The 21846-nt window shown below is 30.0% G+C and carries 26 protein-coding genes and 1 pseudogene; 13 read left to right on the forward strand and 14 right to left on the reverse strand.

The annotated features are described in order from the left end of the window. Positions 1 to 50 precede the first annotated feature (50 nt). Together WHA43_RS02380 and WHA43_RS02385 are read left to right on the forward strand one after the other, a co-directional pair. Positions 51 to 2042: an alpha-ketoacid dehydrogenase subunit alpha/beta gene (locus WHA43_RS02380; protein WP_105045562.1), complete on the forward strand. Its 1992-nt coding sequence runs from the start codon at positions 51 to 53 to the stop codon at positions 2040 to 2042. A 68-nt stretch (positions 2043 to 2110) separates the two neighbouring features. Then, complete coding sequence (locus WHA43_RS02385; protein WP_105045563.1) at positions 2111 to 2290, forward strand: CPXCG motif-containing cysteine-rich protein; 180 nt, start codon at positions 2111 to 2113, stop codon at positions 2288 to 2290. Positions 2291 to 2304: 14 nt separating this feature from the next. Here WHA43_RS02385 and WHA43_RS02390 read toward each other — a convergent pair whose 3' ends face one another. Then, positions 2305 to 3009: a pseudouridine synthase gene (locus tag WHA43_RS02390; protein WP_105045564.1), complete on the reverse strand. Its 705-nt coding sequence runs from the start codon at positions 3007 to 3009 to the stop codon at positions 2305 to 2307. A 97-nt stretch (positions 3010 to 3106) separates the two neighbouring features. On the opposite strand from WHA43_RS02390, the gene WHA43_RS02395 reads away from it, so the two are divergent. Beyond that, positions 3107 to 3643 carry a DUF4251 domain-containing protein gene (locus WHA43_RS02395; protein WP_105045565.1) on the forward strand — a complete coding sequence of 179 codons (537 nt, stop codon included), beginning with the start codon at positions 3107 to 3109 and terminating at the stop codon, positions 3641 to 3643. Between the two features lie 123 nt (positions 3644 to 3766). On the opposite strand, the gene WHA43_RS02400 is transcribed toward WHA43_RS02395, so the two are convergent. From WHA43_RS02400 to WHA43_RS02410, 3 genes are all read right to left on the reverse strand, one after another. Beyond that, entirely contained in the window at positions 3767 to 3970 is a 204-nt protein-coding gene (locus WHA43_RS02400; RefSeq protein ID WP_105045566.1) for a hypothetical protein, read from the reverse strand. Positions 3971 to 4141: 171 nt separating this feature from the next. After that, positions 4142 to 4345, reverse strand: coding sequence for a hypothetical protein (locus tag WHA43_RS02405; RefSeq protein ID WP_105045567.1), 204 nt, complete (start codon positions 4343 to 4345; stop codon positions 4142 to 4144). A gap of 95 nt (positions 4346 to 4440) precedes the next feature. Further along, positions 4441 to 5328 carry an EamA family transporter gene (locus tag WHA43_RS02410; RefSeq protein ID WP_105045568.1) on the reverse strand — a complete coding sequence of 296 codons (888 nt, stop codon included), beginning with the start codon at positions 5326 to 5328 and terminating at the stop codon, positions 4441 to 4443. A 251-nt stretch (positions 5329 to 5579) separates the two neighbouring features. Between WHA43_RS02410 and WHA43_RS02415 the strand changes: the two genes are divergently transcribed. Further along, positions 5580 to 6083, forward strand: coding sequence for a hypothetical protein (locus WHA43_RS02415; RefSeq protein WP_146104887.1), 504 nt, complete (start codon positions 5580 to 5582; stop codon positions 6081 to 6083). A 9-nt stretch (positions 6084 to 6092) separates the two neighbouring features. Here the strand turns inward: WHA43_RS02415 and hisIE are convergent, their stop codons facing one another. From hisIE to hisG, 10 genes are all read right to left on the reverse strand, one after another. Next, positions 6093 to 6692 (reverse strand): bifunctional phosphoribosyl-AMP cyclohydrolase/phosphoribosyl-ATP diphosphatase HisIE, encoded by a 600-nt coding sequence (gene hisIE, locus WHA43_RS02420; RefSeq protein ID WP_105045570.1) that lies wholly within the window; start codon positions 6690 to 6692, stop codon positions 6093 to 6095. Positions 6693 to 6695: 3 nt separating this feature from the next. Beyond that, positions 6696 to 7451: an imidazole glycerol phosphate synthase subunit HisF gene (hisF, locus tag WHA43_RS02425; RefSeq protein WP_105045571.1), complete on the reverse strand. Its 756-nt coding sequence runs from the start codon at positions 7449 to 7451 to the stop codon at positions 6696 to 6698. A 77-nt stretch (positions 7452 to 7528) separates the two neighbouring features. Further along, complete coding sequence (gene hisA / locus WHA43_RS02430; protein ID WP_105045572.1) at positions 7529 to 8266, reverse strand: 1-(5-phosphoribosyl)-5-[(5-phosphoribosylamino)methylideneamino]imidazole-4-carboxamide isomerase; 738 nt, start codon at positions 8264 to 8266, stop codon at positions 7529 to 7531. An 81-nt stretch (positions 8267 to 8347) separates the two neighbouring features. Beyond that, a complete protein-coding gene (locus tag WHA43_RS02435) occupies positions 8348 to 8713 on the reverse strand; it encodes a four helix bundle protein (RefSeq protein WP_105045573.1) in 366 nt (121 codons plus the stop codon). 22 nt (positions 8714 to 8735) lie between these two features. Further along, positions 8736 to 9389 (reverse strand): imidazole glycerol phosphate synthase subunit HisH, encoded by a 654-nt coding sequence (gene hisH, locus WHA43_RS02440; RefSeq protein ID WP_105045574.1) that lies wholly within the window; start codon positions 9387 to 9389, stop codon positions 8736 to 8738. A gap of 51 nt (positions 9390 to 9440) precedes the next feature. Continuing rightward, positions 9441 to 10577, reverse strand: coding sequence for a bifunctional histidinol-phosphatase/imidazoleglycerol-phosphate dehydratase HisB (gene hisB, locus WHA43_RS02445; protein ID WP_105045575.1), 1137 nt, complete (start codon positions 10575 to 10577; stop codon positions 9441 to 9443). A 109-nt stretch (positions 10578 to 10686) separates the two neighbouring features. Beyond that, positions 10687 to 10902 (reverse strand): GIY-YIG nuclease family protein, encoded by a 216-nt coding sequence (locus WHA43_RS02450; protein ID WP_226742910.1) that lies wholly within the window; start codon positions 10900 to 10902, stop codon positions 10687 to 10689. A 34-nt stretch (positions 10903 to 10936) separates the two neighbouring features. Further along, complete coding sequence (hisC, locus tag WHA43_RS02455; protein ID WP_105045576.1) at positions 10937 to 11986, reverse strand: histidinol-phosphate transaminase; 1050 nt, start codon at positions 11984 to 11986, stop codon at positions 10937 to 10939. Next, positions 11983 to 13266 (reverse strand): histidinol dehydrogenase, encoded by a 1284-nt coding sequence (gene hisD / locus WHA43_RS02460; RefSeq protein ID WP_105045577.1) that lies wholly within the window; start codon positions 13264 to 13266, stop codon positions 11983 to 11985. Before hisD ends, hisC begins: the two co-directional genes overlap by 4 nt. Positions 13267 to 13414: 148 nt before the next feature. Continuing rightward, positions 13415 to 14272: an ATP phosphoribosyltransferase gene (hisG, locus tag WHA43_RS02465; protein WP_105045578.1), complete on the reverse strand. Its 858-nt coding sequence runs from the start codon at positions 14270 to 14272 to the stop codon at positions 13415 to 13417. 473 nt (positions 14273 to 14745) lie between these two features. On the opposite strand from hisG, the gene WHA43_RS02470 reads away from it, so the two are divergent. The 9 genes and pseudogenes from WHA43_RS02470 to WHA43_RS02510 all read left to right on the forward strand — a co-directional run bounded on the left by WHA43_RS02470 (position 14746) and on the right by WHA43_RS02510 (position 21799). After that, the gene (locus WHA43_RS02470; protein WP_105045579.1) at positions 14746 to 14997 is read left to right on the forward strand and encodes a hypothetical protein; all 252 of its coding nucleotides are present in this window, start codon (positions 14746 to 14748) and stop codon (positions 14995 to 14997) included. Positions 14998 to 15326: 329 nt separating this feature from the next. Continuing rightward, the gene (locus tag WHA43_RS02475) at positions 15327 to 16403 is read left to right on the forward strand and encodes a hypothetical protein (RefSeq protein WP_105045580.1); all 1077 of its coding nucleotides are present in this window, start codon (positions 15327 to 15329) and stop codon (positions 16401 to 16403) included. After that, a complete protein-coding gene (locus tag WHA43_RS02480) occupies positions 16357 to 17040 on the forward strand; it encodes a hypothetical protein (protein WP_105045581.1) in 684 nt (227 codons plus the stop codon). Before WHA43_RS02475 ends, WHA43_RS02480 begins: the two co-directional genes overlap by 47 nt. Before the next feature lie 186 nt (positions 17041 to 17226). After that, positions 17227 to 17592, forward strand: coding sequence for a transposase (locus WHA43_RS02485; protein WP_226742937.1), 366 nt, complete (start codon positions 17227 to 17229; stop codon positions 17590 to 17592). 26 nt (positions 17593 to 17618) lie between these two features. Beyond that, positions 17619 to 18449, forward strand: a pseudogene (locus tag WHA43_RS02490) (IS3 family transposase); the annotation flags it as partial. Positions 18450 to 18491: 42 nt separating this feature from the next. Continuing rightward, complete coding sequence (locus WHA43_RS02495; protein WP_105045582.1) at positions 18492 to 19112, forward strand: tetratricopeptide repeat protein; 621 nt, start codon at positions 18492 to 18494, stop codon at positions 19110 to 19112. A gap of 355 nt (positions 19113 to 19467) precedes the next feature. After that, a complete protein-coding gene (locus tag WHA43_RS02500) occupies positions 19468 to 19977 on the forward strand; it encodes a hypothetical protein (protein ID WP_146104888.1) in 510 nt (169 codons plus the stop codon). A gap of 51 nt (positions 19978 to 20028) precedes the next feature. Continuing rightward, entirely contained in the window at positions 20029 to 20361 is a 333-nt protein-coding gene (locus WHA43_RS02505; protein WP_105045584.1) for an HNH endonuclease, read from the forward strand. A gap of 955 nt (positions 20362 to 21316) precedes the next feature. Beyond that, on the forward strand, positions 21317 to 21799 hold the full coding sequence (locus tag WHA43_RS02510) for a YciI family protein (protein ID WP_105045585.1): 483 nt from the start codon (positions 21317 to 21319) through the stop codon (positions 21797 to 21799). Positions 21800 to 21846 lie beyond the last annotated feature (47 nt).

Here is a 21846-nt window from a genome sequence, read left to right on the forward strand (position 1 = left end):
GCAATAAAATTCTTTATCATTAGCTTTGTTATCTTATGATTTGATAATTTATGAACGTAAAAATTGAATATACTGTAAATTCTAATCTCAACAACGAAACCTTATTGCATTTATACAAACTGCTACTAAAACCTCGTTTGATTGAAGAAAAAATGCTAATTCTGTTGCGCCAAGGAAAAATTTCAAAATGGTTTTCTGGAATTGGACAAGAAGCAATTGCAGTTGGAGTAACTGCAGCTTTAGAAAAAGACGAGTATATTTTACCCATGCATCGTAATTTGGGCGTTTTCACTACTAGAGAAATTCCTTTATTCCGACTTTTTTCCCAATGGCAAGGAAAAATGAATGGTTTTACAAAAGGACGAGACAGAAGTTTTCATTTTGGCACGCAAGAATACCATATTGTTGGTATGATTTCACATTTAGGTCCTCAAATGGGAGTTGCAGACGGAATTGCATTTGCCAATAAATTGAAAAATAACAACAAAGTTTGCGCAGTTTTTACAGGGGAAGGGGGTACAAGTGAAGGTGATTTTCATGAAGCACTAAATATTGCATCTGTTTGGAAGTTACCGGTTTTATTTTGTGTTGAAAATAATGGATATGGCTTATCAACCCCAATTTCTGAACAATTCAATTGCGAACATATTGCTGATAAAGGCATTGGTTATGGAATGGAAAGTCATATTATCGATGGAAATAATATCATTGAAGTATACACAAAAGTCAAAGAATTGGCAGATAGTTTGCGTGTAAATCCAAGACCTATCTTATTAGAATTTAAAACGTTTAGAATGCGTGGTCATGAAGAAGCTAGTGGCACCAAATATGTTCCACAACAATTGATGGATTTTTGGGCATCAAAAGATCCTGTGGAAAATTATCAAGCATTTTTGAAAAGCGAACAAATTTTATCTGAAGCTATCGAAACTGCATATAAAGAGGCGATTTCAAAAGAAATTAATGACCATTTACAGATGGCTTTTGATGAAGAAAAAATCATTCCAAATCTAGAAAGTGAATTAAATGATGTTTATAAAAACACAACATATAAAGAAGTTATTCCATCAGAAAAAAAACATCAAATTCGATTTATTGATGCCATTTCTGATGGATTGAGATTGTCCATGCAACATCATGAAAATCTAATCATCATGGGTCAAGACATCGCAGAATATGGAGGTGCATTTAAAATTACAGATGGTTTTGTTGCTGAATTTGGTAAAGAAAGAGTAAAAAATACACCCATTTGTGAATCTGCCATTGTAGCTGCAGGGTATGGTTTATCAATAAACGGAATGAAATCGGTTGTTGAAATGCAATTTGCTGATTTTGTGAGTTCTGGTTTCAATCCGATTGTAAATTTATTAGCAAAATCGCACTACAGATGGCAGCAAAATGCTGATATAGTTGTTAGAATGCCTTGTGGAGCAGGAGTGAGTGCAGGCCCTTTTCACAGTCAAACCAATGAAGCATGGTTTACTAAAACTCCTGGTTTAAAAGTGGTGTATCCTGCATTTCCTCAAGATGCAAAAGGTTTATTAATTTCAGCTATTAATGATCCGAATCCGGTGTTATTTTTCGAACATAAAGCGTTGTATCGTTCTGTATATCAAGAGGTTTCTGAAGGATATTTTACTACTGAAATTGGAAAAGCGGCACTTATAAAAGAAGGAAAAAATATGAGTATTATTAGCTATGGAGCTGCTGTTCATTGGGTTTTAGAAGCGTTGAATTCTTTACCAGAAATCAGTGCTGATGTAATTGATTTAAGAACATTACAACCTTTGGATATTGAAACCATTTTTTCATCTGTCAAAAAAACTGGTAAAGTGTTGGTTGTTCAAGAAGATACCTTATTTGGAGGAATTGCAAGTGATATTGCAGCATTAATTAATGAAAATTGTTTTGAATTTTTAGATGCGCCTATTAAAAGAGTAGGAAGTATTGAAACCCCCATTCCATTTCAATCAGATTTGGAACAACAATATTTAGGAAAATCAAAGGTAATTGATGCTATAAAATCACTATATCAATTCTAATATACTGATTATTAAAATTTTATATAAGTAATTAAGAAATTAAATAAGAAACTAATAAAAATAAATTTATGGAACATTTTTTTCAATGCCCATATTGTTGGGAAGAAATTTCAATGATTTTAGATGAAAGTGTACCCAATCAAACCTATATTGAAGATTGTGAAGTTTGTTGCAATCCTATAGAAGTTTTAGTAAATTTTGAAGACGGAGAATTGAGCTATTTTGATGCAATTTCTATTGAGCAATAAAATAGCTATTTAATTTATTGCAAAGGATTTTCCCATGAAAATCTATTAAACAAATCTATCCAATCCTCAGGAAATGAACCTTTTAGTGAAATTATTTCTGAAGTGAAAGGGTGTTTAAATTCCAATTTTCCTGCATGTAAAAACAAATAACTATATCCGAAGTTTGCTAAAAACATGTCATCGTGATTTTTATCTCCATATTTTCCATCACCAATCAAAGGATGGCTAATTTTAGTCATATGAACACGCAATTGGTGCATTCTTCCGGTCTTTGGATGCAATGCTACCAAACTATAACGTGATGTTTCATAAGGTTTTACGGGAATTTGTAAGGTGACTGTTTGTAAAGTTTTCATTTCAGTTAGCGCCTCTTTATAGACAGTTGAATCACGTCCTTTTACAGGAGAATCAATAATTTTCTCAGTAGGAGCAAAGCCACGAACCACGCCAAAATAGGTTTTTTGAATGCTATTTTCAGTAAAAAGTGTCTGAAATTTAGAAACAAAAGCCGTGTTTTTAGCCAACAAAACAACTCCAGATGTTCTCCTGTCTAATCTATGCACAGGATACACTTTTAAAGATTTTTTGTTGAAAATCAATTGTAATAACGAAAGCTCTTGCTTAACACTTCGTGATAATTTTGCATGATGAATCAACATATCATTGGGTTTGTTGACACAAATACAAAACTCATCTTCAAAAAGAATGTCTAATTCCATTTTTCAAAAGTACTATGAAAAGAAGAAAAATTAGGATTTTTTTATTAAAAAGCTAGGTGATATTTTGTAATTTTAAATCGTTATAAATCAATCTAATATGTTTCTAAATTTCAAAGTATTTTTCTTTTTATCAATTGGTTTGCTTTTTTATAATTGTAAGAGTACAGCAACTATTGCAGAAATTGAAAATTTACAGAAAGTTGTTGATGAGAAGAATTTCGAAATTACGGCTAATTCTGCAACACCAATTGCTTTTGCAAACACACGTGGTCTGGAAAATTTATTGCCACCAGGAAGTAACTTGGCAAATATCAATTTGAATAATATTCAAAATTACATCAAAGTTAAAAATGACAGTTTGCAAATTGCTCTGCCATATTATGGAGAATTACAAATTGCAACAGCTTACAATGACAATGCAGGAATTAATTTTGAAGGATTTCCAACAACATCAAAATTTGAATTCAATAAAAATAAATCAGCTTATGAAATTGACTATGTAGTGCAGTTAAAGAACGAGACCTTAAAAATTTTCATCACATTATTTGCCAACAAAAGGTGTAGTTTTTCTATCAATAGTAGCAATAGAACAAGTATTACATATGATGGGAGCTGGAAGAAATTAGATAACTAAACTACTTTCTTAATATTTTCTATTTAACATAATATAAATTATGTGCGTATTTTGTAAAGTTATTTTATATTGAAATCTTTCTACAAAACCAATTAATAAAAAATAAATGATACATATAAGGAATTAACAAGCACAATGATATTTTACATTATCACTCACAAAACTTTTTACCATTCCTTTTCCTTTTAACTCATCCATAATAGAATATAAAACTAAAATCATGTTGATTGAATCAATTTGTTTTAATATTTGAAAACTTGTTAATGGTTTTTCTTTTATTACATTTAAAACTGCTAATTCTGTTTCTGTTAATTTTATTGTTTCCATTTTATTTATTTTTTTTATGTAAAAGTATTTTTAAAAAGACTTTGATTTTTATAAATAAGTTGATTTTCAGTTTCTTTTCGATGAATGGTAAAAAAATATAGATAAAATGAAAAAGCATTGTTTTAAATTAAAACAATGCTTTTATAACTTAAAAGAAATTAAAAATAACTACTAACTTGCGCAGTGGTATTTCTTATTTTCTTTTATAAAACTTTTGATAATTCCTTTATTTGTAAGCTCATCTAAAACATTATACAATGACAAAATCATTGGAACATTGTCTACACGTTTTAAGATTTCAAAGCTTGTTAAAGGTTCTTTTTGTACTACGTCGAGTACGGACTGCTCAGCAGCCGAAAGGTTTGTTGTTTTCATTAGGGGTGAAATTTAAGTTATAGCAAATGTACAAAAAAAATTAAATAAATACAGAAAATCTAAAAAAAAATTACAATTGTTACAGTATTCGCAATTTAAACCTTCTTAACTGTAGTGATAAAATACACACCTGTAAGTAAAATTATAGAAGCAATAATTGATTGTAAAGAGAGTTTTTCATCTAAAAAAAACCATCCCATAAATAACGCAATAACCGGATTTACATAAGCTGATGTGGAAACTTTTTCGGTTGAAACCACTTTTAACAAATAGTTAAATGAGGTAAATGCAATAATTCCTCCAAAAATGATGAGCATTATTAAGGATGCTAAAACTTTTGAACTCCATTCAAAAGGTGATATCCAGGGCTCTTGAAAACTCAAACTTGCTAAACATAAAATTCCTCCAGCAAATAGCATCTGATAGCCTGTACTTACCATAAAGCTTTTTGGTAATTGTGCTTTTGATACAAAAACACTTCCATAACTCCAACTTAAAACACAGGTTAAAATCATAAAAATACCTAACAAACTGTTTTCTGAAGTAGTCAATTCTTGCTGACTAACTAATAGATACATTCCAAACATACCCAATGCGATTCCAATCATCGACTTTTTCTTCATTGGTCTTCGATCAATCAAACGCAATAATAACAACACAAATAAAGGTTGAGAAGATGCTATTAAAGCCCCAAATCCACTATCCACATACTTCAAAGCCCATACAAAAACTCCATTTCCATAAATCAAAAAGAAAAACGACGCAATCATTGAATTGGTCAATTGCTTTTTGGAAATCTGTAAATCTTGCTTAAAAATTTTGGCAAGGGATATCATTAATATTCCTGCAACAAAAAAACGGATGGATGCTAAAAAAAACGGAGATAACTCTGTTACTGCAATTTTATTAAATAAATACGTTGATCCCCAAATTACATAAATTGAAATAAATGCGAGGATGATGAGTAATTTAGAGTTTTTCAAAAGTTGAATAATTAAGGTGTAAAAATACTATTTAAAAAATATAATTATATTTCTTAGTCAGTTAATTTTTTGAAATTTATAGGCGATAAAAATTATTTCAATTTTTTTTTAAAAAAATGTATTTTTGATTTTTTATTAATTTATTTAACATGAATATTAGATTTGTTTACCTATTATTTTTCTTCAGTCAAGTTATTAATTCTCAGAACTCTGTTAGAAATTCATTAAATGAAATAAAAAAAGGATATGAAATGATATATGAATTTCCTTCATTAACTAATGATGGTGGTTGGGAAGGTAGTTATACTTTAAAATCTTACTATGACCATGTTTCTGATGCAAGTTACAGATTTAAAAATGCAATAGATCAATTTGAAAAGATAAAATCAGAAATTGAAATTGTCGATAATTTCAATTTTAATTGTATAAACGACTCTTACAGAAAACAAGAAGTAATCAATCTTAAAAACAAACTATTGCAACTTAAATCTAGTTTAAGTTATGAAATTGATGGGATTTACGAACTTCTTGATGGTTTTAGCTACATAGAATCTAGACTTTATGCAATGTACAAAGATGGTAATAGAAGATATAACAAAATGGCAATCAATGAAATAAAAGAGTATTACCCTACATTGATGAAAAGAATAGGAAATTATTCGAATGCTATTGTAAATAAATTTAATAATACCGATTATTACAAAATGAACGTTACTGAAACGATTAATTCAATAAAATTAAGAAATTGTAATTAATTTATTTTGCTATTTTTCTCTATTCCTTAAAACTTCAACAACATCATTCAGCTTAAAACCTTTGGCTTGCAACAGCATCAAATAATGAAACAATAAATCAGCACTTTCATTTAGAAAAAGTTCGTCATTGTTGTCTTTTGCTTCAATAACCACTTCTACTGCCTCCTCTCCTACTTTTTGTGCAATTTTATTGATTCCTTTTGCAAACAACGAAGCTACATAACTTTTTTGAGCATCTGCGTTCTGAATTCTATCGGTAATCGTATTTTCTAAGTGTGTTAAAAACCCAAAATTTTGCTCATTATTTTCAGCCCAACAAGTGTCTGTACCTTTATGACAAGTTGGCCCTTTTGGGTTTGCTGAAATCAACAACGTGTCGTTATCACAATCAATTTTGATATCCACCAAATGCAATACATTGCCACTTTCTTCACCTTTTGTCCAAAGTCTGTTTTTAGTTCTTGAAAAAAAGGTAACTAACTTTGCATCAATGGTTTTTTGATAAGCTTCTTCATTCATAAAACCCAACATTAATATATTTTTTGTTGTTGCATCTTGAATAATTGCTGGAACTAAACCGTCGTTATTTTTGTTAAAATCTATTACCATGTTTTATAATCTTACAGGAATTCCATTCCTTTTTAATTCTTGTTTTAAATTTAAAATCGGAATTTCGCCAAAGTGAAAAACGCTTGCTGCCAAAGCTGCATCTGCTTTTCCTTCTTTGAAAGTATCTACAAAATGTTGCATTGTTCCAGCACCCCCTGAAGCAATAATTGGAATATTTACCAAATTTGATAAGGTTGCTAAGGCTTCATTGGCAAATCCGTTTTTAGTGCCATCATGATTCATGGATGTAAACAAAATTTCGCCTGCACCCCGTTTTTCCACTTCTTGCGCCCAATCAAATAATTTCAATTTTGTGGGAATTGTTCCTCCTGCCAAATGTACAAACCATTCTCCTTCAATTTGTTTGGCATCAATGGCAACAACCACACATTGACTTCCAAATTTATCTGCTAATTCATTGATCAATTCAGGTCTTTTTACAGCAGATGAATTGATAGAAACCTTATCTGCTCCCCATTTCAACAATTCATTGACATTTTCTACGGATGAAATTCCACCTCCTACTGTAAACGGAATATTTACTTGTTCTGCCACTTGATGTACCAATTCTATCATGGTTTTTCTGCCTTCTAAGGTAGCTGAAATATCTAAAAAAACGAGTTCATCAGCACCTAATGCTGCATACTGTTTTGCCAAAACTACAGGATCTCCTGCATCAATCAAATTGACAAAATTGACGCCTTTTACAGTGCGTCCGTTTTTGATATCTAAACAAGGAATAATTCTTTTTGTTAACATGTTTCAAAGTTAAAAGTTAGATGGTAAATAGTAAAAGTTTTGATTATTTAAAATTTTGTACTTCTAATATTTACTATTTAACTTTTGATTATATAATTTTCTAACTGTTGTAAGCTGATATTATTTTCATAAATGGCTTTGCCAATAATCACACCCTCACAACCAATTTCTGCTAATTTTGGCAATTCATCAAAAGTTGAAATTCCTCCTGAAGCAATGAGTTTTAAATTAGTAACTTCGAATAAAATTTGTTGATACACCTCAAAACTAGGTCCTTGCAACATGCCGTCTTTTGAAATATCTGTGCAAATTACATACTGAATTCCTTTGTTTTGATAACTTTTGATAAAAGGAATTAATTGCAGCGAACTTTCTTCTTGCCAACCATTGGTTGCGATTTTTCCTCCTGATGAATCTGGATAAAAATCGGCTCCTAAAATGATTTTATCAGCCCCAAATTTTGCAATCCAACTTTCAAAAACAGTGGGATTTTTTACAGCAATACTGCCTCCAGTTACTTGATTTGCGCCTGAATTAAAGGCAATTTCTAAATCTTTATCCGATTTTAATCCACCTCCAAAATCGATTTTCAAGCTAGTTTTTGAAGCAATTTCCTCCAATACTTTATGATTTACAATCTGACTCGCTTTTGCGCCATCCAAATCTACCACATGCAAATACTGAATTCCTGCTGCTTCAAATGCTTTGGCAACTTCCAACGGATTTTCGTTGTAAATCTTCTTTGTGCTGTAATCGCCTTTGGTTAAACGAACACATTTTCCTTCTATGATGTCTATGGCTGGGATAATTTTCAAAATATTTTAATATTAGATATTAAAAGTTAAATATTCAAAGTTTGAAACCCTCTGATATATTTAACTTCTAATATTGTATTTTTAACTTATACTATTTTTCTGATTTCTTTTAGCTGTATTTATTGAAGATACAATTATTGCTAGTAATTCAGAACCTTCTTTTTTTAACTTTAAAATTTCATCTTTATGCTCAGGTAAAACTTCTTCAAAAATTTCTAACCAATACACACTTTCATCAACTTCTTCTTCAACAATCTTTAACTTATTAATAAAATCAGATGTTGATTTTGCTCTTTGAGAGGCTCTATAATTGGCTCCAACTGAACTTGAGCTTCTAATTAATTGATTTACAAATGCATTATATTCTCTAGATTTTGGAACTTTAAAACAAAATTTCCAACATTCTAGAGCAAAAGTTTTAGTTCTTTCTAAAATTTGATTTTTCATCCCCTACTTTTAATATTTAATATCAAACTTTTAACTTTAGAAAATTCTCTAAAATTTTTGAACCTATAATTCCACTTTTCTCAGGATGAAATTGAACTCCATAAAAATTATCTTTTTGTAATGCTGAGGAATATTCCAATTCGTAATCAGTTTTTGCAATGGTTTCATCACACAAATCTGCATAATAACTATGTACCAAATACATAAATTCGTTTTCTTTGACACCTTCAAACAAAGGAGATTTCAATTCTTTGATTACATTCCAGCCCATTTGAGGCACTTTTACTGCATTTGAAAAACGTTTTACAGCAACATCAAAAATTCCCAATCCTTTTGTATTGCCTTCTTCAGAGGATGTACACATCAATTGCATTCCCAAACAAATGCCTAAAACGGGTTGTTTCAAAGTCGGAATCACTTCATGCAAACCACTTGCTATCAGCATTTTCATGGCCGAACTTGCTTCTCCTACTCCAGGAAAAATTACTTTATCAGCCGCTTTTATTTCATCAATATTGTTAGTCAAAACAGCTTCAACTCCCAATCTTTTAAAAGCAAACTGAATGCTTTTGATGTTTCCTGCGCCGTAATCAATGATAACGAGAGCCCCATCTAACTTCCCCAAAGGGGAAGAACTCTCATTGTTGTGGGTATTATTTTCTTTTTTATTGTTCATTATTTGTTTTCAATATTGGCACTCCTTCCCTTTGGGAAGGTTGGGATGGGCCTAAAGCATCCCTTTTGTACTAGGCAAAAACATTTTATTAGCATCTCTTTTTACGGCCATTTTCATTGCTTTTGCAAAAGCTTTAAAAATTCCTTCAATTTTATGATGTTCGTTTGTGCCCTCTGCTTTGATATTTAAATTGCATTTTGCACCATCTGTAAAAGATTTAAACAAGTGATAAAACATTTCAGTTGGCATGTCTCCAATTTTTTCACGCTTGAATTCAGCATCCCATTCCAACCAATTTCTACCACCAAAATCCACAGCAACTTGCGCCAAACAATCATCCATTGGTAAGCAAAAACCATAGCGTTCAATGCCTAATTTATTACCTAAAGCTTTGTGAAACAATTCCCCAAAAGCAATCATGGTATCTTCTATGGTATGATGTTCATCAACTTCTAAATCACCATCTACTTTTATGGTTAAATCCATGTTTCCATGACGTCCAATTTGATCTAACATGTGATCAAAAAAGTGTAAACCTGTAGAAATATCATTTTTCCCAGAACCATCTAAATTAAGTTTGATGTAAATTTTGGTTTCATTGGTATTTCTAGTGATTTCTGCAACTCTGTCTTTCAATTTTAAAAATTGATAAATTTCTGACCAATCAGTGGTGGTTAAAGCAATGCAATCAAAAATTTCTTGTTTCGAAGTTTCAATTTCATCAGCACCTAAATCAGGGTTTTCTGATAGAAAAATTCCTTTTGCACCCAAGTTTTTAGCCAATTCCATATCTGTAATTCTGTCACCCAAAACAAAGGAATTCTCTAAATCATAATCCTCAGAAAAGTATTTTGTTAACAAACCTGTTCTTGGTTTTCTAGTTGGTGCATTTTCGTGTGGAAAAGTTTTATCAATCACAATTTCTGAGAAAACTACACCTTCTTTTGCAAATGCATCAATAATTTTATTTTGCGGTGGCCAAAAAGTATCTTCAGGAAAAGAGGCTGTTCCCAATCCATCTTGATTGGTCACCATGACCAATTCAAAATCTAATTCTGAGGCAATTTTTGCCATGTTTTGAAAAACTAAGGGATAAAATTCCAATTTTTCTAAACTATCTAACTGATAATCAACAGGTGGTTCTAACACCAATGTTCCATCTCTGTCTATGAATAATACTTTTTTCATGATTAACTTGTTAACTTGTTTCAGGATCTTGGTCAATAACTATATAACGCTTTTAAAGATGGATTAGATTCTTTTACAAGGTTCCATTTCCATTCTTTATGCCAATTTTTTAATTGTTTTTCTCTGTTTTTAGCTTGTTTTTTTTTGTGACAAACTCTTCAAAATAAATCAATTCAACGACATTATATTTTTTTGTAAATAAAGCTCTTCTTCCTGCTTTATGCTCCTCAATTCTTCTTTTTAAATTTTCTGAATGACCTATATACAATAATGTCCTCTTATTATTTGTCAAAATATAACAGTAGAATTTTTGTTGATCATCCATACTATTTTTTCATTTTAAATATCCTGAAACAAGTTCAGGATTTCGAAATTAATGAAAGTACTTTCATTAATTTCTCATTCTCTTCCTTTGTACCCACAGTCAAACGCAAGGTATTTTCACACAAAGGTTGCGTAGTTCTGTTTCGAATTACAATGCCTTTTGCAATCAATTCATTGTATCGTTTAGTGGCATCATCTACTTTTATCAAAATAAAATTGGCATCTGATTCGTAGATTTTTTCAACGAATGAAATGTCTTTCAAGGCAATTGCCAATTGATTTCTTTCTGATAAAATCGCTTCAATTTCTTGAGCAACTCCTACTCTATCTTGCAAACGTTCCAACGCCTTTTGCTGCGTCAATTCGTTGATATTGTAAGGTGGTTTGATGTTATTTAAAATCCTAATAATTTCTTCGGATGCATAACAAATTCCCAAACGAATTCCTGCCATTCCATAAGCTTTTGAAAGGGTTTGTGTGATGACCAAATTCGGATATTCATTCAGTTTTTTCAACCAACTTTCTTGCTTTGAAAAATCGATATATGCTTCGTCAATCACTACCAAACCTTGAAATTTTTTCAATAAAGTTTCTATTGCTTCTTCTGAAAAACTATTTCCTGAAGGATTGTTTGGTGAACATACAAACAAGATTTTAGAATTATCATCTACAGCTGCTAAAATCTGAGGAATTTGCGGCTGAAAATCAGTTGATAACAATACTTTTCGATCTTCAATGGCATTGAGTGAAGCTAAAACGGAATACATTCCGTAAGTTGGTGGTAAGGTAATGATGTTGTCTTTATTGGGTTCACAAAAAGCACGGAATAACAAATCCAACACTTCATCACTTCCATTGCCTAACAAAATATTTTTTTCATTGACATTTTTGATGTTTGCCAAGGCTTTTTTGACCGTAATTTGCTGTGGATCAGGATAACGATTCACACCATTTTCGAACGGATTTTCATTGGCATCCAAAAAAATCATGTCGTTAATGGCAACGTCTTTGTATTCGTCTCTAGCAGATGAATACGGTTTTAAAGACTTTATATTTTCTCTAACTAAATCTAAAATTGACTTCATTTTAGGTCGTTTAATCTTAGTGTAACTGCATTTTTGTGCGCTTGCAATCCTTCTGTTTCAGCCATAATTTCAATTTGCTTTCCAAGACCTTGTATGCCTACTTTAGTGATTTCTTGAAAGGTAATGCTCTTTAAAAAACTATCTAAATTTACTCCTGAATAAGCTTTGCTAAATCCATTGGTTGGTAAGGTATGATTGGTACCTGACGCATAATCACCTGCACTTTCTGGCGTGTAATTTCCAATAAAAACAGATCCTGCATTGGCAATATTATCCACATAAAAGGCATTGTTGTTTGTGGCAACAATAAAATGCTCAGGACCATATTCGTTGATCAAATCCAAGGCAATTGCATCGTTTTCAACAAAAATTGCTACAGAGTTTTCCATCGCTTTTGCTGCAATTTCTTTTCTTGGTAATTGTGCTATTTGCTTCGAAATTTCGCTAGATACTTCTTCAATCAATACTTTAGATGTGGTCACTAAAACCACTTGACTATCAATACCATGCTCTGCTTGACTTAATAAATCAGCAGCTACGTAAGATGCATTGGCTGAATCGTCTGCAACCACCAATAATTCACTAGGACCTGCAGGCATATCAATGGCAACTCCGTATTTGGTAGCCAATTGTTTGGCAACCGTTACAAACTGATTTCCAGGGCCAAAGATTTTATATACCTGAGGAATATCATTCGTACCAAAAGTCAATCCTGCAATGGCTTGAATGCCTCCTACTTTTACAATTTTTGTAACACCACACAAATGGGCAGTGTATAAAATAGCAGGATGAATTTTGCCTTCTTTATTGGGTGGTGAACATAACACAATTTCTTTGCATCCTGCTATTTGTGCAGGAATTGCCAACATCAATACTGTTGAAAATAAAGGTGCTGTTCCTCCAGGAATGTACAATCCTACTTTTTGAATTGGTCTTTTTTCTTGCCAACAAAATACGCCTCTAAAAGTTTCTACAGCAACTTTTTCGGTTTTTTGTGATTTGTGAAAAAGCCATATATTTTGATGTGCAACTCTGATAGCTTCTTTTAATTCGGGCGAAATTGCCTGAATTGCTTCTTCAATTTCAGTAGTAGTTACCAATTTATCTTTCAATTGCACACCATCAAATAATGAAGTGTATTTATCTACTGCTGTATCTCCGTTTTTTTGAACATCGTCAAAAATTTGCAATACTGTTTTTTCAATATCATCCACTGTTTTAGTGGGCCTTTCTAAGATGGTTTTCCAAGCTGATTTTGCTGGATTTAGAATTGTTTTCATGATTTACTTGTAAATCAACTCTGAATTCATTTCAGAGTCTATTATTCATTTTTTAATTTACTGTACTAGTTATGTATTATTACCAATGCTGTTTCTATGGATGCTGAAACGAGTTCAGCATGGTATTATAGATTTTTTATCAAAAAATCTATAATACCATCTTCTCAATTGGACATACTAAAATACCTTCTGCACCTTTGCTTTTCAGTTCATCAATGATTTCCCAAAACTGATTTTTACTAATCACTGTGTGTACAGAACTCCATCCTTTTTCTGCCAAAGGCAATACTGTAGGACTTCTCATACCTGGTAAAATTTTAATGATATCATCCAATTTATCATTAGGCGCATTTAATAAAATGTATTTGGAGTTTCTTCCTTTTAAAACTGATTGAATTCTGAATTGAATTTTCGCTAAAATGGCTTTGCGTTCGTCATCCATTTTAGGTGAAATTGCCAACACAGCTTCCGATTTTAACAAGACTTCAATTTCTTTCAATCCGTTTTTGAATAAGGTACTGCCACTAGATACAATATCGCAAATACCATCTGCCAAACCAATATTGGGTGCAATTTCTACAGAGCCATTGATGATGTGCAATTTGGCTGAAATGCCTTGTGCCTCTAAAAAACGTTTTACAGTTTCAGGATACGAAGTAGCAATTTCTTTGCCTGCCAAATCTTTTAATGACGATGCGTCAGATTCTTTTGGTACTGCAATAGAAACCTTGCATTTCGAAAATCCCAAACGCTCTACAAATGGCAAATCATTGCCTTTTTCGATAATGATATTTTCGCCAATAATGGCTGCATCAACTACACCATCTCGCAAATACTGTGGAATATCGCCATTGCGTAAATAAAAAACTTCTACCGGAAAATCTCTTGCTGAGGCTTTGAGTTGGTCTTTTCCGTTGTCAATAGAAATACCAATGTCTTTTAGGAGTTCCATGGATTCTTCATGTAATCTTCCTGCTTTTTGAATTGCAATTCGTAAGTTACTCATTTTTTTGTTGGTTAAGTTTGAGCAAAATGGATTCAACTAAAAACCCGTTTGATTTGCTCAAACGGGTTTATAAAATATGTTGAATTTATTCAAAACATTTCTAAATCGCTTGAGAGCAATTGTAAAAATGATGATTATGTGCTTGAATAAATGTCATGTCTTTTTATTGTGATGCAAATATCGAAATTTTATTTTAGAAATACCAAATGAAATTTAGAAAAAGTACATTTATTTCTTTGGCTTTGTAAAAGCTATTTTTAAGAAGATTGATAGATACATTTTTAGTAACTTTAAACCGAAATATTTTAAAAAAACAAAGTTGCTATTATCCCAGAATAATGTTTTAAAAAACAGCCTTTATTTTTGGTATAACTAGTTGTGGTTTATATAGCCAATAGAACCGTCCTATTGAACTCTATAAAAAACGACTAGTTAAATTGAAAAATAAACATTAATTTTTAAATTTAAACCGAATGAAAAACAAAAAAAACAAAATTACTAATCTTTTAAAAATAGGAATTCTATTCTTTGGAGTTTCTTTATTGCTATGGAATTGTGAAAAAGATGAATTTACTTCTCATCCTAATCAGAGCAACTTATTATCCAAACTTCAAAGCGAATTTAACCCTGAAAGTTTCAAAAAAGCAATACCTTATGAATTTGAGGTAATTTGGAATAATAAAAACAAAATATATCATAAAAATATTATTATGAATTTCCTATAAATTTCACTAATTCTTTCAATCCTAACAATTTTAAAACTAAAAATGTAAGTAAATATTCAACTATTTATAAAGTTTTTGTAGTTGAGAACGAAAATCAAGAACACTCTTTTTACATCTATAAATCTTATACTGAAAATATAAATAAGAAAAAACTAAAAGAGAATAAAATTTTATTTGAAGAAGAAATTTCTAATGGTTTTAACCATATTCTTGACAGTGAAGGAGAAATAGTTTATGCTGAAAAAATTGTAAATGGCAAAAAAGACGAAAATATACTCTTCAATAAAGAATTTAAAAAGAAAAAAACTAAAGATAATTATCAAAGTAGAATGATGCAAGATTGCTATACTGTTACAATATATCATTACACAGACAATTATATTAAATGGGGTGATGGCCCTTTTATATATGTTAGTTCTACATTTAATGGAACAAGTACAGAAACTATTTGTGATTCTTATTGGTTGCCAGATTTAAATATTAGTGGTGGTGGTAATTCTGGTGGTTATTACACAAACCCAGGAAATAGTCCCGCATATCAAGATTGTCAGTCAAATAGCAATAAAAATTATCAAGGTAGATATGTAGAAGAAAGCAATCCTTGTAAATATGTGATATCTGTAAACCCTATTGAATGTGGAAATGGTTATGTATACGACCCAGTTTTGGGTACTTGTGTGGAGGAGGTTAAAATTATTAATGAACTTACAAACCCATGTGCTAAAACCATTTTTACTCAACTTGAAAATGGAATTTATCAAGATCACCCTCTAAAACCTGAACTTCAAATATTAGCACTTAATACTGGAAATCTTAATTTTTCAGAACAAATTCTTCATTTATTTGCTGAAAGTAATCAAAATCAATACACAATTACTAATGCGGATTTAGCACCAGGAAAAGCTGCAGAAACTAATCCAACTACTAATACTACAACAATAAATAATTCTTATCTTGAGAATGCCACAATGTTATCAATTACAAGAACAATGATTCATGAACAAATACATGCTTATCTAAATAACGTATATAAATATAGAACTGGTTTTAAAGATAAAGATTTGTATACTAAAATGCATATATATGCAAGTGAAAATGGATATAAAGATTTAAATCGTTTTCATCATGAATTTATGGGGCAATATGTAAATGCAATTGCGGTCTCTCTTTATGAATGGGATAGTGATTATGGAAGTGGTGGTAATCTTGGTTGGGATTATTATTATTCAATGTCATTTGGGGGGCTTTTTTACGATAAAAATCCAGATCCAGATATAGTTGAAATTGAACTTACTGACTCATTTAAAGAGCTTGTTCCAAATGCTACTGATAGAAATAAAATAATTGAAATTTTAAAAAATGAAGAAAGTGGAAACTCAAACGCAAAAGGTAAAAAATGCAATTAAAATAATTTTAATATTATTACCCCTAATTTTATTTTCCCAAAAAAAAATTGAGGGTAAATACAATATTCACAAGGAAAATTATTTTCATGACATAAGTACGAATTTTACATTTTTTAAGAATGGTACTTTTGCATATGAACAATCGCAAGATTTTGGCATTCAACAATTTGGAAGCGGACATTATTTTATCAATAAAGATTCATTAATGTTGAATTATGACTTAACAAAACTGATGAATAATAGTTATCATGTTTATAAATATTATAAAAATAATAAAGATTCAATTACCATTAAATTAAATATTTATGATTATAATAGGAAAATAATTTCAAACCAACCAATAATAATTCTCTCAGATAAAACTGATTATGTTTCAAATAAGTATGGTAAAGTAGAAATTAACATGAAAAAGGAAAATAAACAAATTGAATTAAATATTCCTGATAGTTTATTTGGTTATAATTTTAAAATTTTTAAAGATTGTAATTATGAAATTGATGTTTTTTTAAATACTGAAAACTTAGGAATAGGTATAAAAAATCAAATAATGAAATATAAAATAGTTGAACAAAAAGATGATTTTATAAAACTTAAAAATACCAACGGAATTATTAAATTAGTAAAACAAACTGAGTAAAATACAAACCACAACCATGCATATAAGAAATAGCAGGAAAGTGCAAGCCTCAAAGTTTGCGCTTTTCTGCTATCTTTGGTTAAAGTTGGTAAATATAGTACTTGTTTAGCTGCTACTTCTTATATGCCCAACCGTTGTAACCCATTATGACCCGTCCTAAAAAAAGGCTACATAATTTTAAACATTATGTACAAAAACGACAGAGTAACCAGACGTTACAGTGAACCTTTTAAATTAAAAATTTTATCCGAACTTACCAACGGAAAATATAATAAATATCAACTTGGTAAACTTTATGGTATTGCTCCTACAACCATTAATGAATGGATTCGGAAATATGAACGTAAAGACCTTATGAACACTAGAGTTATGGTAGAAACTAATGATGAAATATCTCGAATTAAAGCGCTTCAAAAAGAAATTGAACAACTTAAAAAACTTTTGCTAAAAAAAGATTTAGATCAAATGGTTGAACAATCTTATTTAGAAGTTGCTGCGCAAAAACTAGGCTATAAAAATGTTTTGGAACTTAAAAAAAAACTAAATATTTAGCCTTAACATTTGCTGTAGATAATAACAAAGGATTTGCTTCTATTTCTGCCATTTGTGAATGTTTTAATCTCAAAAGAGATGCCTATTATAAATACAAAAACAGAGCTGATAATCGTATTTCGATAGAACAAAAAATAATTCATATTGTTAAGAAAAGACGCAAATCCTTACCTAGAGAAGGCGTACGTAAGCTATTAAAATCTTTACATGATGATTTTGATAAACAGCATTTAAAAGTTGGTAGAGATGCTTTATTCAAGATACTAAGACAACATAATATGCTTACACTTAGAAAGAAATACAGTTGCAGAACTACAAACTCTTATCATCGATTTTATAAGTATAACAATCTTATAAAAGAAATCAAAGTTACCAAACCTAATCAAGTATGGGTCTCTGATATTACCTATATCAGAACTTTAAAAGGGTTTTGTTATTTAGCGCTCATTACAGATATGTATTCTCGTAAAATTGTTGGTTATGACCTAAGTAATAGCCTGGAACTAAAAGGTTGTGTAAGAGCTCTTAATAAGGCTTTGTACAAAACAAAAAACATAAATGGACTCATACATCATTCTGACAGAGGAATACAATATTGTAGTAATGTATATACGCAAATATTGAAAAGAAATAACATAGAAATCAGTATGACTGAAGAAAATCATTGCTACGAAAACGCAATGGCTGAGAGAGTTAATGGAATTTTAAAAGATGAATTTTATTTAGATCAAACATTTATCAACACAACTCACGCAAAAAGAGCTGCAAAAAATGCAATTAATTTATACAACCAAATAAGATTACACTTATCTTTAAACTTTAAAACACCAAATATGGTATACCAATTATCAGCTTAAAATCATTTTTAACCTGTAGCCATATTTTAGGACTAGACATTAATGAAAAAATTCTCAAACTTCATTTCGATATTAGCAACTATTTCAGCAATAACAACTGTTATAGCTGCAGTTGGACTTCTTGGTTTTGGAATATATAATCTTTATGAATCAAACGAATCCAAGGAAGAAAGAACAGAAGTTAAAAGAAGTTTATTTTATCATAATGAAATCGCTCCAAAAATTGACAGTCTTATTTATACAAACCCTCAATTAGCAATTAAAGCTATTGATAAGTTAATTAACGAATATCCTGAAATTTACTTTTTGGAAATGCAAAAAGGAATAGCTTATTACCAAATTGATTCTTTAAATTTAGCAATCAAAGAATTTAAAATATCAATGAATAAAAGTGGTTATGAATTTCCGACAGCCCTAGGTTATATTGGAAAGACTTTGGTAAAACAAAAAATGTTTGACGAGGCAATAGTTGAATTCAAAAAAGCTGAAAATCAAAATTCTAAATACACTCTTGATATTGCCGAGACTTATGAGCTAAAAGGAGATGTTGAAAATGCAATAAAATATTATGAAAAAAGAATTAATGCTATTAAGTCAGTAGAATTTTATAAAGAACAAGTTGACCTAATAAGAAAAAGAGTAGAAAAGCTAATAGAGAAATAATAACGGGTTACAACACCGTATAAAAAAATTACTACTTTTATCTTTGTCAAAATTTGTTGCTTGTTTGCCAACTTGAGAATTTCCGTTGGAAATTCCTCGTTGTCAAAACCGCAACTTTTCATACACAAAAATGTTACCAGCAATATTAAGAACGAGAACATAACAAATGAACCCATTTACAACAATAGCAAATTTATTACTTTACGGACTGACATTACTATGCTTCTTTATTCCTTTCAAAAAGGGACAACGTCAGACTGGATACATTGTTGGAATAACTCTAGTTACAATCATTACTTGGACACTAATTGGAAATCTAGATTTTCTTGTAATTTTTATTTGGCCAATAATTATCATGTTCCAAATAATTTTCATTTCCTATTGGATTTTTAACGCTTTTAATAAAAAGAAGACAGGACAGATAATTGCAGGAATTCTGACTATTGGATTTCTCTTACTGATAATGGAACCTTGGATTTCAGATTGGACATTTAGTAAGAAAGATGCAATAAAAATTCTTAGTGTGCATAATTTTGAATTGAATGACGATTTCATAATACTAAAGAACGAAGCTGGTGGATTTAGAGACTACTATGAAACATTTACGCTAAAATTATCAGATAATGATTTCAATAGAATTTCTGAAAAAATCAAAACTTCTAAAAACTACAAAGGACATTTTACAAATTATTCTAACCTTCCAACAGCAGATTACAAAACGACTGACACAATTGACTTTGAGACTGATAATCATTTTGAAAGAGAGTATTGGACAAGTAAAAAAATGGAAAACGGTACCTTTCATTTCAGATTTCAATTAGACAAAGAAAATAAAGAATTAAGCTACATTGGAAGCGATGAATAAAACTGCTGGTAACAACGTTTATAAAAAGCTAGGCAACTTTAAAAAATCCATATGGCAAACAAATGGGGAATTCCCAAAGAAACAGAAGAATCTGTGATCAAAAGAGATTTAGCTTGTGTTTATTGTGGTGTGAGTTTTTCAATTGAACACAAGTCAAGAAAAACCAAACCTACTTGGGAACATATTGTAAATGATATACGGATTAATTCAATTCACAACATTGCTTTATGTTGTACTTCTTGTAATGCCAGTAAAGGAGCAAAATTATTAGAAGATTGGTTAAAAAGTGCATATTGTAATTCCAAAAGCATCTCAAAAGAAACAGTCAGTCAAGTAATAAAAAATGCACTTGAAAACCCACCAAAATTAACTCTCAAAGAATAATGAATTGGATTATTTTAGTAAACATGTAAATTACAGTTTTACAAATAACAATCAAACAATACTCAAAAAATGATTTGAACTAAATTATCATTACAAACAAGTTATTTATGCTATTTAACAACCTAAAAAATTATATTTTAGCATTAAAATTAATTTATAAATAAATTAGCTATGACAACTTTTACTGATAAAATTGTAATTATAGGGTCAATAAGTATACTTATTTTACCTTTTATTTTAAGAATTAAAACTTCTTATAAAATCCTATTTATAATCTGTGGATTAGCAGCCATTGCTACTACTTTCTTTGAAAGTAATGTAATTCTTAATTTTTTTACGTGTGCTTTTTTAATAATGCCTTTTATCATTTCAAAAATTAAAAAAGATGCAATCTTTATAAAAAGGCAATAATAAATTAAAAAAATCAAACTAATTAAATCAATCTTTCTCGTTTACAAATAACCATACTCAAAAATTGATTTGTATGAAATTAAGGTCATTATTAAGTCAGTTCCTTGCGCATTAAAAAATCCATACTTTTCATTTTTTTAAAAGAAACGTATGTAAATAAAATTACATACGCATGTAAATAACTTTTCAAGCGTACGTAAATAACTTTACATGCGTATGTTTTTATAAAGAGGTACGGTGCAATTGTATATTTTATCTAGATAAAATGAAAAAATAATCTAGATAATTGTAACAAATAATCTAGATAAAAATTTAAAAAAATGTAGATAAAATAAAATGAAAATAAGAGTGCCGATTTTATTTACTAAAATGCTATGCTTACTTTTTTTAAAGCAACTAAAAACTAGCTGTTTATCTTAAATGTAAATATACGAAAAAAAGTATGATATCTTGTAAAAATTTCATGTACATTACCGATACATATATTTTGTTATTTTTGGAGTTAAAATCAACTTTGTTCAATAAATACTAATCAAACAATTCTATGAAACAGCTTTTTTTATGCATCACTTTGCTTTCGTTAAATAGTATTTTTAGTCAAAATACCTCACAAAAAGACAGCGTCAACACCAATCCTAATTACGACAAAGCATTGGCTGAAAAATTAGGTGCTGATGATTATGGTATGAAAAGTTATTTTTTTGTGATTTTAAAAACTGGCAAAAACACCACTACTGATAAGGAATTGATTGCCAAAAGTTTTAAAGGTCATATGGACAATATGAGCAAAATGCTTGCTGATAAAAAGTTAGTGGTTGCTGGTCCTATGGGTAAAAACGATTTGAGTTATAGAGGAATTTTTATTCTCAGCAATGTAAAAACCATTGAGGAAGCCAAAGAATTGTTACAAACTGATCTTGCTATTAAAAATGGCTTGTTAGATTTTGAAATTTTCAATTGGTATGGCTCAGCAGCTTTGCCTGAATACCTGCCTTTTTCGGATAAAATTTGGAAAGTGAATCCTTAAATTTGTTACTAAAGAATCCGATTTTATGTAGTTTTTAAATTTTGATT

Source organism: Polaribacter gangjinensis (assembly GCF_038024125.1).
Taxonomy (GTDB): domain Bacteria; phylum Bacteroidota; class Bacteroidia; order Flavobacteriales; family Flavobacteriaceae; genus Polaribacter; species Polaribacter gangjinensis.

Excerpts from the sequence above, each read along its gene's own strand:
- WHA43_RS02380 (WP_105045562.1), top strand. The coding sequence starts at position 51 with ATGAACGTAAAAATTGAATATACTGTAAATTCTAATCTCAACAACGAA.
- WHA43_RS02385 (WP_105045563.1), top strand. The coding sequence starts at position 2,111 with ATGGAACATTTTTTTCAATGCCCATATTGTTGGGAAGAAATTTCAATG.
- WHA43_RS02390 (WP_105045564.1), bottom strand. The coding sequence starts at position 3,009 with ATGGAATTAGACATTCTTTTTGAAGATGAGTTTTGTATTTGTGTCAAC.
- WHA43_RS02395 (WP_105045565.1), top strand. The coding sequence starts at position 3,107 with ATGTTTCTAAATTTCAAAGTATTTTTCTTTTTATCAATTGGTTTGCTT.
- WHA43_RS02400 (WP_105045566.1), bottom strand. The coding sequence starts at position 3,970 with ATGGAAACAATAAAATTAACAGAAACAGAATTAGCAGTTTTAAATGTA.
- WHA43_RS02405 (WP_105045567.1), bottom strand. The coding sequence starts at position 4,345 with ATGAAAACAACAAACCTTTCGGCTGCTGAGCAGTCCGTACTCGACGTA.
- WHA43_RS02415 (WP_146104887.1), top strand. The coding sequence starts at position 5,580 with ATGATATATGAATTTCCTTCATTAACTAATGATGGTGGTTGGGAAGGT.
- hisIE (WP_105045570.1), bottom strand. The coding sequence starts at position 6,692 with ATGGTAATAGATTTTAACAAAAATAACGACGGTTTAGTTCCAGCAATT.
- hisF (WP_105045571.1), bottom strand. The coding sequence starts at position 7,451 with ATGTTAACAAAAAGAATTATTCCTTGTTTAGATATCAAAAACGGACGC.
- WHA43_RS02435 (WP_105045573.1), bottom strand. The coding sequence starts at position 8,713 with ATGAAAAATCAAATTTTAGAAAGAACTAAAACTTTTGCTCTAGAATGT.
- hisH (WP_105045574.1), bottom strand. The coding sequence starts at position 9,389 with ATGAACAATAAAAAAGAAAATAATACCCACAACAATGAGAGTTCTTCC.
- hisB (WP_105045575.1), bottom strand. The coding sequence starts at position 10,577 with ATGAAAAAAGTATTATTCATAGACAGAGATGGAACATTGGTGTTAGAA.
- WHA43_RS02450 (WP_226742910.1), bottom strand. The coding sequence starts at position 10,902 with ATGGATGATCAACAAAAATTCTACTGTTATATTTTGACAAATAATAAG.
- hisC (WP_105045576.1), bottom strand. The coding sequence starts at position 11,986 with ATGAAGTCAATTTTAGATTTAGTTAGAGAAAATATAAAGTCTTTAAAA.
- hisD (WP_105045577.1), bottom strand. The coding sequence starts at position 13,266 with ATGAAAACAATTCTAAATCCAGCAAAATCAGCTTGGAAAACCATCTTA.
- hisG (WP_105045578.1), bottom strand. The coding sequence starts at position 14,272 with ATGAGTAACTTACGAATTGCAATTCAAAAAGCAGGAAGATTACATGAA.
- WHA43_RS02470 (WP_105045579.1), top strand. The coding sequence starts at position 14,746 with ATGAAAAACAAAAAAAACAAAATTACTAATCTTTTAAAAATAGGAATT.
- WHA43_RS02475 (WP_105045580.1), top strand. The coding sequence starts at position 15,327 with ATGATGCAAGATTGCTATACTGTTACAATATATCATTACACAGACAAT.
- WHA43_RS02480 (WP_105045581.1), top strand. The coding sequence starts at position 16,357 with ATGAAGAAAGTGGAAACTCAAACGCAAAAGGTAAAAAATGCAATTAAA.
- WHA43_RS02485 (WP_226742937.1), top strand. The coding sequence starts at position 17,227 with ATGTACAAAAACGACAGAGTAACCAGACGTTACAGTGAACCTTTTAAA.
- WHA43_RS02495 (WP_105045582.1), top strand. The coding sequence starts at position 18,492 with ATGAAAAAATTCTCAAACTTCATTTCGATATTAGCAACTATTTCAGCA.
- WHA43_RS02500 (WP_146104888.1), top strand. The coding sequence starts at position 19,468 with ATGTTCCAAATAATTTTCATTTCCTATTGGATTTTTAACGCTTTTAAT.
- WHA43_RS02505 (WP_105045584.1), top strand. The coding sequence starts at position 20,029 with ATGGCAAACAAATGGGGAATTCCCAAAGAAACAGAAGAATCTGTGATC.
- WHA43_RS02510 (WP_105045585.1), top strand. The coding sequence starts at position 21,317 with ATGAAACAGCTTTTTTTATGCATCACTTTGCTTTCGTTAAATAGTATT.